4 protein-coding genes and 1 tRNA gene are annotated in these 11,202 nt (G+C 53.3%); 3 read left to right on the top strand and 2 right to left on the bottom strand.

Features of this window, described 5'->3' with window-relative positions; translation table 11 throughout:
• From AAC155_RS19105 to AAC155_RS19095, 3 genes are all read left to right on the top strand, one after another.
• The coding region (locus AAC155_RS19105) for a transposase (RefSeq protein ID WP_146748125.1) at nt 1-179 on the top strand (179 nt) is incomplete at its 5' end.
• A gap of 566 nt (nt 180-745) precedes the next feature.
• Nucleotides 746-9,739 carry an insecticidal toxin MCF gene (gene mcf / locus AAC155_RS19100; protein WP_113043740.1) on the top strand — a complete coding sequence of 2,998 codons (8,994 nt, stop codon included), beginning with the start codon at nt 746-748 and terminating at the stop codon, nt 9,737-9,739.
• 181 nt (nt 9,740-9,920) lie between these two features.
• Nucleotides 9,921-10,067 (top strand): hypothetical protein, encoded by a 147-nt coding sequence (locus AAC155_RS19095; RefSeq protein ID WP_228900957.1) that lies wholly within the window; start codon nt 9,921-9,923, stop codon nt 10,065-10,067.
• Nucleotides 10,068-10,410: 343 nt separating this feature from the next.
• On the opposite strand, the gene AAC155_RS19090 is transcribed toward AAC155_RS19095, so the two are convergent.
• Together AAC155_RS19090 and dicD are read right to left on the bottom strand one after the other, a co-directional pair.
• Nucleotides 10,411-10,486: transfer RNA gene (locus tag AAC155_RS19090), tRNA-Phe, on the bottom strand.
• Nucleotides 10,487-10,614: 128 nt separating this feature from the next.
• Nucleotides 10,615-11,187: a division control transcriptional repressor DicD gene (gene dicD / locus AAC155_RS19085; RefSeq protein ID WP_112878239.1), complete on the bottom strand. Its 573-nt coding sequence runs from the start codon at nt 11,185-11,187 to the stop codon at nt 10,615-10,617.
• Nucleotides 11,188-11,202 lie beyond the last annotated feature (15 nt).

The following is an 11,202-nucleotide window of genomic DNA, read 5'->3' as shown; positions in this document are numbered from 1 at the left end:
CAGATGGACGGGTTAAATTCGACCATAAAACGTATCGAAGAAGAAATGTTGTAGAAAGATGTTTTGGTCGACTCAAAGAGCATCGTCGCATCGCCACCCGTTATGAAAAGACAGCAAGAAATTATATTGCTATGGTGAAATTAGGTTGTATCCGCTTATTTCTTAAGGTCATTATTTAATTGAGGGACACAACCTAATTGGGGTTGCTTGACAGTTGCAGTAGAACTTTTAAATATCGCGCTCTAACTCAAAAATCAGATACAACAATTCACTAATAAATAACCTTGCTAAGATTCGTTATTATTTATTCAACGTTTTATAAAAAACGCAACAATATAATTAAAAAATATTTTCATATGTAACTAATTCATATTTTTAATAATTTTAATTTAAATATACAAAAAATTAATTATATTGCGATGTTATCATTTATGTGATTTGAAATATAAACGAAAAATAAAGGAGATAATTATGACTACAACTACAGAGCAAATAAATGTTGACTATCTAATATTCACTAATATAAATAACAATAATATGTAACTATCACCTAAATAAAGTAATGCAAAATGACATCTGCCTTCGACTCGACCGTATGTGCGGGAACCCCCGCGGTAACTGAATACGTTCGTACCTACAGTTATGGTCTTTAGGTCGAGGAGAATGTCAAATCTGTATCGACAAACGACAAACAGCTTTTCGCAGCGCGAAGGGTTTCGCTTAAAAACAGGCAAGGATCATTGCAATGGCTTATATATCCAAAGACTTCACGAATCTGCTCAATACCCTGATAGATGGACAGATTGAGGCAGCAAGTCGTCAGACAGAATGGTTTAACATGAGGCCTGATGAGCGTGCCGACTACATCAGGCAGGTAGACGAGCGGTTACAGGAAATGCAGCAGAGTACGCTGAGTGTGCTGGCTGCCCAGCATTTTCAGATGCAGGATAACCCCGTTTCTGTTGGCGACCAGTTGCAGACATTGCAGCAAAGACGGCAGCAGATGAACGATGTGCCCGGCACACCGGCGATCAACGCCTACAAGCAGCAACTGGACCGCGACATCCTGCTATACAGCCGACAGCAGATGGCCATAACGCACTTTGACAGCACTTGGCGTAAGGCTTTGACCATGCTCAATTCCGGCGGCTCTAAGACCTTGAAGACGACGACCCTGAGGGAGAACGCGGCGGGCAAGCAGGCTAAGCTGGATACCGAGATCAAGCGTCTGGAACAACAACTGACTATACAGGTGGCTACCTCCACGTTCAGCCCAAAATACGTGACGCTGTTTTCCGAACTACAGGCCTACAAGGAGGTCAATGCCCGCTACAACGCCTTACTCAAAGCATCCTCTACGGAAGAGGCCGCAGTTCTCGGCGGGCTGACCACGGTGCCTCCGGCCTCCGATGATCTGCCGGTAAATATTTCGTTGCTGATGATGGAGGAGCGCCCTGGCTACATCCGCATGAACGTCGCACTAGTTAATGCCAGCACCGATGGCCGCTTCAAAGATTTCTTCCTGGAGAATGGCAGATTAGTTGTGTCGGCGGACAGGGTATTCAACTTCTCCTTCGGTACCGCAGCCCGCTCCCTAGCCTGGCAACAACAATACCGGCTCAAGAGTGAGCCGCCATCCTTTCGCTCGCCGACCTATGCGCCAATTCGCTCGGTGCTGGTCAAAACCGAGTTCGTTGAGAAGTTCTTCGCCAACTACCTGGTTTCGGAAAGCACCTTGCGTGAAGGCTTCAAGGCGCAGTTGCTGGGTAACGGTCACAAAATGCTGCTGACCAGCGTTGACCGCAAGGTGCCGAATCAGGTCGGGATTCAGGTATCCGGCCAGGTTTCGAATACCACCATCACCCGTGAGGTACCATTGGCAAGCGCCTTGAGTGACCTGATCAACCAGAATGCTGATATCGCTAGCTTCCAGACTATCGGCCTGGAGGGGTTTCGCCAGAATGGTTACCACCCGGACCGTGACGGGCTTTTCGTTAATATCCATGAGCTGGAAGGTTCGGTCGGTTTTGCCAGTCGTCAGTATTTGTTGGAAATGCCCCAGGGCAACGGTTACCTATCCGCGACGCCCTTTGGGGTGATGAGCGTTGACGACGACAAGGTCAGCAGCAGTCACTTGAGCAAGGCGCAGACCGACATACTGTATCAATACAACGCCGCATTTTTCGAGAAGCTGGAGCAACTGCGTGAAGGCGGTACGAAGGCCAGTCGTCTGTTTAAAGGCAGCGAAGATCGCAAGGCGTTCGAGCAGCAGTTGGTACGTTTGCTTGAGCGTAACCACATCACCCCCGCAGGGGTGTTGGCGCCGGAGTATTTCCGTAACAACATGCGTGATATCAAGGGTAATAACCTAAACAAAGCGCTGTGGGAACAGGCGTTTGCCGCTTCGGTTTGGCGAAGCAGTGATAATGATCCGCTACTGTTTGGGCTGGCAACGAGATTGGTGAAGAACCGGGCTGTGGTTAAGGTCTTGCAAAATGGCTATGTGCAAAGTGACATTGCCCAGGCCAGAGGGCTATTGGCACCGTTGTACGAACAATGGCGCATTCGGGCCATCGAAGCGGAAATCCAGCGGGTCGCTAGCGCCAATGCGGCACAGCATCCAAGCAATCCGAAAGTACATGTTTTCGATCAAGCCGCGGTTGAGCACTCGCTGGACGACAAACTGCTCATCCTGTTACTGACTGGTCCCCAGGGCCTTGAGAGCGCCGATGCGCAACTGCGCCCGGCGGTTGAGGCGGCGCTGTTGAGCAATGAGGGCAGGAGCTTGCGCAAACAGGTCTTGTTCCATGCCTTGTTTCTGGTAGCCAATAGCTTTTCCAAGGTCTCGGTCCCGGTCAATCCTCACGCTGCGCTGGGTGCCGGCAAGGTCATGATCAATAACCGGTTGAATCAGCCCGATCCGTATCTGCTCCTCAATACCGGCCTTGAGGAGCAGACGTATCACGAGGATTCTTACCTGATCAAGGACGATAAGTACCACAGCTACAACCAGTACCGTCCGGACCCGAAGAATGACGCCACACGCTACATGAATGACCTGGACACCCCGTTCGTGGGGGGGATTTCCGGGATCACCCAGACCGTCAGCAATGCCTTGCCGGAATTGTTCGGTGGCGCATTGAGCGTCAAGCAGTATTGGCAATTCCAGATGGCTAATGCGGCATTCATGATTCGTAACGGCTATCACTCGTTCTTCGAAACCCTCTATGTCGCTGCGCGTTACGAACCGGAGGGTGCGAACAGTATCGGCAAGGACATGTTGCAGATGTTCGACAAGTACCGCGCCGAAGGCAGCAAGAGAGAGTTGCAGGGTGAACTGTATGACGGAGTGATGGCGCGGGTCTTGCCGATCATTAATCAGGGCTTGCCAGCGGCTGACGAATTCCATCCACCGCGTTTTACCTACATGGGTCCAAGGCCGGCGCTGCTGGGGCAGGCGGTGAAGGATCTCGAACTCAAGGCTGGGCTGGTGTCTGTAGGTGATGGATTTGAGCCCCGACAAGGCAGTGACGACATCCATCAGTTTGCCTCTGATCCTGCACTGTTCGCCAAAACCCACACCATGAGTGCTGAGGTGCTGGTCAGGTCGGGGCGCCTCCCGGCAGAGGGGAGTGCCCAGTTGGTGAAGGTCGGGTCAGGCTTATACGAGCTCGAATACACTGAACAAAACGCCAATAGCATATCCTCAAGCAGCGTGTCGGCGTACTTCCTCGGCTACAATGGCCCGAACCAGGCCAATGCGGTACCCGCCTATGTGGACATTCCCAAGCATGCGGCCGCAGGGAGTTTTCTGTTCACAGGGACACTGTCGGGCGGCTCGTTGGTGGTGACCAGCCTCGACGCCAATACCTACCGGGTTTACCACGATGGCCGATTCAACAGCTCGCTGCTGTATGACAATGTGGTGATGGCGGTCGACTACAAGGATTACCAGATATCCGGTACCACTGAGGGCCTTGCTGCGGCGTACATGCAGTACGTCAATGGCGAGTGGCAACTGGTGTTCCAGCGCCAGGAATATCAACGAGATGGACAGATGGTCTGGCCGAAGTTGCGCGGTGGTGTGGAGCCACTCTCGATTCAGGTCGCCGGCAGTCAGGTGATGGAGCGCAACCAGGTCGAATTCGCCACTTACCGCGAGCAGGTTCACCAACAACTGAAAACGGTGGCGACGCAGTTTGGGGTGTCGGTCAAAGGAGTTACCGACGGCGTCTACACAGAGGGGGCGTTTTCTCCTGGGCATCCGGCAATTGCCGCATGGACCCGGTTGCGCGAAGCGGTTCAGGCCAAGGTCAAAGCCAACATTGACCAAGTGGCGGACAAACGCTACCAGCTCCAGGAAGCACGACGTACCTCAAGTGATACGGCCTTGATCGACCAGCAGATCAAGCAACTCAATCTTACACAGGACTACTACAAGGCGCAGTACGATCCAGTATTGCGTGAAGCCAGTTCTGTCGAAAAGACTTGGCTCTGGCAGCAGATCAAAGCCAAAGATGGCAGCGTTGCGGTGGTACAGATTGACGATACGGCCATTCAAGGCGAGGAGCGCACCAGCAGCGTGGGAGAACGTTACGCGGCCTCCGAGGCCTATCAGCGCGGGGCACAGGATAGCGGGTTCAATGATGGTTTGCGTAACTTCCGAGAGATCAAGATCCCCGGAGTGGATGACAAAATGTCGGTTCTGGAGATGAAACGCCTGTTTCTTGAAGGAAAGCTTACCCATGAGCAACGGGGTGCCTTGAGCGGTCGCATCACCGAAATCAGCCAGGCCGAGTACATTGATAAGGTACTGCGACAGACCGCAATGTTCAGTGAGGACTTCCATGACGCCGGCAGTGTCTTCGACCGCTTAGTACCACAGGACTTTTATCTGTCGCTGGTCGGTGACCGAACCGGTGGCCGTTGCTACCCTTTGGTCAGGACCATGGCTGTGGCATTGGCGGGTGGTGGAGAGGCCGGCGTCAATAGCTTGGTACAAAAGCTGTTTTTCGCCTCCGCTGACCCGCAGGCGGGCAGCTCCACGCTGCTCAAGAATAGCCTGATCAATCTGCACTACAATGTTGAGGCCGTTCAGGCTTCCACGGAGCTGGGCCAGTTCAATTTGTCCGAGGTGGTGTCGCGACTGGCCGCAACAACCGGCACCTCGATGTTTGCACTCAATACCCAGAATCACTCGATGATGGTAGGGAGCACTGTCACGGCCGAAGGCCGTCGCTACTACTTCTATGACCCGAATGTCGGGATCTTTGCTTTCAACAACACCAAGAGTCTGTCCAGGGCTATGGAGCAGCACTTGGTGGTGCGCGGGCTGGCCGCGCACTATGACTCGTTCGGCAGCAAATCGGCGCCAGCCTTCAACCTGATTGAGATCGATACCGGCAAGATGGCTGAGGTACCAGTGGGTAATGGCCTAAACGTGTCTGACCTGACCCGAATCGAGGAACTGTCCAGTGTCATCGGGCAACGGCGGCAGGTCGAGCAGGTGGTGAGTGTACAAGAGCGGGTCATGGAAGACTTGCGACTGAGTCCTGCACTGAAGACCTTTGATGCCGAGCAATGGGGCGCACGGTTCGAAGTCGCCAGCACCCGGCTGGCGCGAGAGCACCAACTGGACAGCCGCTGGCTACCGATTATCGCTACGACGGAAGACCAGGGGAAAGGCAGCTACCGGGTCCAGTTCATTAACCGTGACCAACCCGAGCAGACCCGCTGGTTGATCACCGACGATAGCACCTTTGTCGAATTCCGGCGCTTCGTCGATGAGCGCATGGGTGTACTGAACGAGCACTTTACCCTAGAGCACGGCCGGATACGGCCTTGCGGCGGAGCTGGCGAGGCCGCTCCGGTGGATGGGCTGAACGCCGGGTTTGCGGTTCAGACGCTGATCCAGTGGTTTGCCGACAAGAACCGCCACGATGCGGCAAGCGGGGTGAATTCGCCTGATCTGGCCACCGCGCTCAAGGTCCACAGCTACCTCAACTTGGTCCAGATGGCTCACGGTGGTGTACAGGATATAGCCAAGGTCACCGCGTTGGTGCGTACGGCGCTGCGCGGTGAAGTGGTGGCCGCCGAAACCTCGTTAAAGGACTTTGCTTCGAACCTGGGCCACACCGTCAACGAAGGTGCCGGTGTGTTGTTTGGCGGAGCTATGGTCGGTCTGGATGCTTATGAACTGGCCTACGCTGAGAACGATGTGCAGAAGGCGGTGTTCGGTACCCAGCTAGCGTTCGACTCGGCGAGCTTCGTCACTGGTACAGCCGGGGTGGGGGCTGGTTTGGTCGGTGCTTCGACGGCCGGGGCGGTACTCGGTGGAGCCAGCGTGATCCTTGGCGGGCTCGCTGTGGGCTTTACGGCATTGGCTCAAGCCTTTGGTGCAGTCGCCGAGGATGCCAAGGCGGTAGGCCGTTACTTTGATACGGTCGACAAGGCGTACAAAGGCAATGGCTATCGATATGACAACGAGAAAAAGGTGCTGGTACCTCTTGCCGGGGCGGTAGTCAAGAGCCTTGACTTGCGCAGGAACCAGATCAGCTTCGACAGCCAGTACATCTACCGTACCCATTCGGGATCTACCGGTTCGGGGAAAATCAATTACTTCTTCTGGGTCGGTGACTTTCCGCGAATGGTCCACGATCGTGGTCAGGCTATCGAAGTGCGTAGCGGTATTGGTTACAAGGATATCTCCCGGCCTCTTGAACACGGCGACAGCAATGTCGTGATCCTGCCGGGCACACCTAAGTCCTACATCAGCTACGAATACATGTTGCTCCCTGGCGCCACCACACGCCATGATGCTGGTTTCGACGTGATACGCAGGCTAGAGGAAGACAAGCGGTTTGACTACGACTTCTATATCTTTCCGGGGGAGGAGACAATCCGCAGGATTCATCATGAGTACGTCGACACCCCAATCGAGGTGATACTCGATCAGCGCAACCGGCAACTGGTGGTGCCCGAGCTACCCAAAGAGCTACACGGCTTTTTGCGCTACGAGATCAAGGGAGCGGGTGGCGAGTACCTGATCGGCCTCAACGAAGGCACCCAAGTTAAGCTCACGAGCGATAGCGCCAGTGCATTGTCGCGCTGGATCATCGATAGCAGTCAGCTCGCCAGTGACAGCATCAGCGTGTCGAAGAACCAACTGGTGGTCGGCGGGGTGGTAGTTGAACTCGATCCGACCCAGAACGGGCAGGTATTGGTGGTCAACGGCAAGGGAGAGGTGCGCGAAGTTGACTTTGCTGGCCTGACAACTCAGGTGGTAAGCGAAGATGCGAGTAAGTGGCAGGTGCCCGGCCAGCAAATTGAGCAGCACCTGAGTGATCTGGCCAAAGCGCATCAGTTGCACGGGCAGTACGTAGTGGTGGAGAACTACAGCCACAACGGGCGAGATGTTGGTCGAGCGTTTTACGATGTAGGCAAGGAGCGGATGTTGTTCACCAACACCACCCACGAACAGACCAGACATGCCCAATTGGGTGTGGTGATGGGGGACTATGCCTATTTCTACGACGCCGACAATGCGGCGGCGTGGCGGGTAGACATCGCCACCGGACAGGTCGATGCGCAGTTTGAGCCATGGTTTAATCAAAATGCGGGTAAGATCAGTCGGCTATGGCAGGAGGGGGATGCGGTCTACCTGGCACGCCGTTATCGACTAAAAGAGAAGGAGGCTGAACTAGAGAAGGAAGCTGAGCTGTGCTATCGGATCCTCGATGATCGAATGGAGTTGGTTAGTGCGGTGGGTGATGATGCGCTGCTCCAGCTTTTAGCACGTACTAGCCAGCATAGTGATGAGCTCAAGACTATACTCAAGGGCTACTACGAGAGCAAAAGTATACAGCGTGAGACTCCGACGTATATATTAGGCGCACGGCTGATCCAGCCGACCAGTGCGGCGCTGGTCACTGTGTTCGGCGTGGATGCGGCTGGCGTGGCGCACCGCTACTGGATACGTCCCGGCGACGGGACACTGATCAAGCCGAATCTGGCGCCACTGGCAGATCAGACCTCGCACTTTAAAGAGTACGAACAAACCCGCAGTGCCTGGCCGATCCCGGCCGACCTGGTGTTAGCGGGGAGCATGTCGCAGCCCGGCGGCAAGGAAGTGTTTTTCTTCTACAGTAAAGAGCAAAAGGCCCTGTTCCGACAGGAAGGTCCCGGGCAGGCTGTTCTCGACGCCAGCCATCCCACAGCATTACGTATCAGTACTCCAGCGTTAGCCAACCTGGTCAATCTGAACGGCAGCCTGCTTGCCATCACTGAGGATGGGCGTGTGGCCCGGCTCGATGCACTGGGGCAGCTTAGCTACGAAGCGGTCAACGAGCATTGGCTCAAGGGACGTACCCACTGGTGGCAGGACCTGGCTAGCGTCGCTGACGGCAGAGCTACTCTGGCAGTGTTCGGGGTCAAGGGTACCGACGGCAAGAGCCTGCTGCCAGTGTGGTACCACAACGGTCAGGTAGTCGTGGCTTCGGCCCCCCTGCAAGACAAGCGTTTGCAGTTCTTGGGTTTTGAAGCGGATGGCTCCGGTGCGCGACTGTTAGAACCCGCCAGCGGCAAGTTGTATCGTCAGCCGCCTATGACTGCCGATGCGCTGGCTGCCGCGTTTGGTACCGACGAGGTGCTTGAAGTTTCGCCACAGCTTCCCGCCGCCAGTGAGCTGGAGTCTGGACTGTACCTCAAGGCGGCGGAGCAAGTCGATGCCGGGCTACGCCTGACCACCGTCAAAGGCGAGATCCTATTGCGAACCAATGACGGCAAATTGCAGCTGGTTGCCGTCGACAAAGGCTGGCAACAGGACAACTTCGCTCGTCTGCCACAGGCACTTGCTAAGATCGCTGGTAAGTGGCGAGCCAAAGGCGTGCTGACCTTGCAAGGCGATGACACACAAGGCTGGTTCGATGTCGGCAGCGGTCAAGTGTTCTCCTGCGGTAGCATCCAGGCTAAAGACAATCTGCGTTTCATCGGAATTGCTGCCGGGAAGAAGGGCGCGTATGTGTACAGCCCAACGAACCAAGCACTGTACCGGGTCAAGGACGATGATGTGCAGAAGCTGAGTCATTACACTAGTGTCGAGCGTATTGGTTCGTCGCTGTTGATTCGGGGCGGGGGCGCGGATGGTCGCCGGGACGACTTGACCCCACCGCTGATCGCCGGTGTTGACAGTGTGGTGTTGCATGGCAGTGCCGATAACGATACCTACCGCCTCAGCCAAGAGATGTGGTCGCATTACCGCACGGTTATCATTGACAACGATGACCCGGGCCAGGCCCTGGACCGCTTGATCATGCCGGTGGCTGATGCGGAAAAAATCCTCGTGAGCCGCCATGATGATAATTTGATGCTGACTGACTCGGCTAATGGCACGACCTTGGTGATGCGCAAGGTGTTCGGTAGCCAGGCGATGACGCACCAGCATTTGCAAATCGAGCTGGAAGGTTCTTCGTTGGTGATGAGAGTGGACCATCTGGCCAAGAACTTTACTCAGAGGAGTTACGCCAAAGGGGGGCTGGTAGAGCTGTCTTGGGCCAGTAGACAACCCGTCATCATGCTTCATGAGATTCATTCCGTTGTTGCTGTCCCGGACACGGAGGGGCCGAGCCTAGCGAAGCTGAGCGGGGCTATGGCCTCGTTCCCTGATATCGGAGGTGCCCGCGAGCACCTGCCGCAAAACCGTCAGGCTATGCAGGCGGTGCTGGTGCCACCGCTGTCTTGAGTTAGCAGGAGAAACCACAGGAGGGGCGCAAAGCCCTTCCTGTCTCCGGACTCTGGTCGAATCATTTCTCTTGTAGTAGAAGCAGATCATGATCAAACCCATCGAAGGCTTACGGTCAAGTTATTGCAAGGTGGCGAATACATTCCTGATGTTTTCAGATGTGAACAATCGGCCTGCTTAAGTGATCCGCCAGCAGGTACTGGCATTGCGTGGATATGTGTTGCATCAGGTCGGGCTGAAAGGTGTTACTTGGAATAGTAAGATTGCGCATTTGTTGGAGTGTGAGTTGATGTTGTATATCGATGCTGAACCTGTCTTTTCTACATAAATTCCTTGTTACAAGATGGGGAATCTTTTTGAACTGAGGCAATCTTTTATAACTAACCCTATTCTTATTAATAATAAGAAAGCTGAGCAACCAATAATAAACAACATCGTGTTAATTAATTCATTGATTTTAGTTTGGATGGATTGACTGCTGCAATAGAACTTGTAAGTATTGCGTTCCAGCAAAAAAAGGACGCTTAAATTTTTAGGCATCCTAGCTTGGTAACCCTTATGTTCAATTCAATATCGAAATACTGAAAAGCTAAACTAACTACAGTTATATATTCGGGTTCTTGTATTGGTCGCCCGTTAAGTTTTTATCTCCCAACAAGCGCACTTTGAATTGGTGCCCGGAGGCGGAATCGAACCACCGACACGAGGATTTTCAATCCTCTGCTCTACCGACTGAGCTATCCGGGCAACGGGGCGCATTAAACCGTATTCAGCCTAAGTCGTCAATGCCTTTCTGATAAAAAATGATAAAAGCGGATTGATTGCTTTCTTTTTGCTCGGAATTTATGTGGTTGTTTATCTTAGGCTGATTTTTGTTAACTTAACGCACCATTTTTGCGGCATAAGGCAATAGCTAAAACATCTTCTGCCAGCAGTTTTGCCGTAGTGATATCACCAATATCCCGTTTGAGTAGTAGCTTACTCAGGCAACCTTCCAGAATCAGTTCCATCTGTTTAGCAACGAGTTCGCAATCTTCAATATCTAGTTGATGTAATAGCTCGGTGGTGTAACGGGAAGAACTCTGTTTTTGTAATTCAGCTAATTGATGGATAGGGTGGTCAGATTCAGGGAATGCGCTACAGGCCGCGATAAATAGACAGCCTGGGTAGCGTTTCTCCTTTACTTTTTCATCAAGGGCTGTGTAACGAGCCAGTAACTTCTGCTCTGGTGTCAGAGTTTCATCCAGTAATATCTGTCGCTGCCAGACTTCAATCTGTTGGCCGTGATAACGTAGGCAGTCATAAAGTAGAGCTTCCCGATCGGGCCAGAACTGCTTGAGATATTCGATATCCATGTTAAGCGAGCCAAAAAGTACCTCAGTTGTGATGGATAAGCCATGTTGCTCCAGTAAGTTTAAGGCATGACTAAGAACTTGTTCTCGTTGCATGGTGTTCTCCTTCTG

This window comes from Photorhabdus sp. HUG-39 (assembly GCF_963878365.1).
GTDB classification, from domain to species: Bacteria; Pseudomonadota; Gammaproteobacteria; order Enterobacterales; family Enterobacteriaceae; genus Photorhabdus; species Photorhabdus kayaii.
The sequence above is the reverse complement of the archived record's forward strand: the minus strand, read 5'-3'. Positions and strand labels throughout refer to the sequence as shown.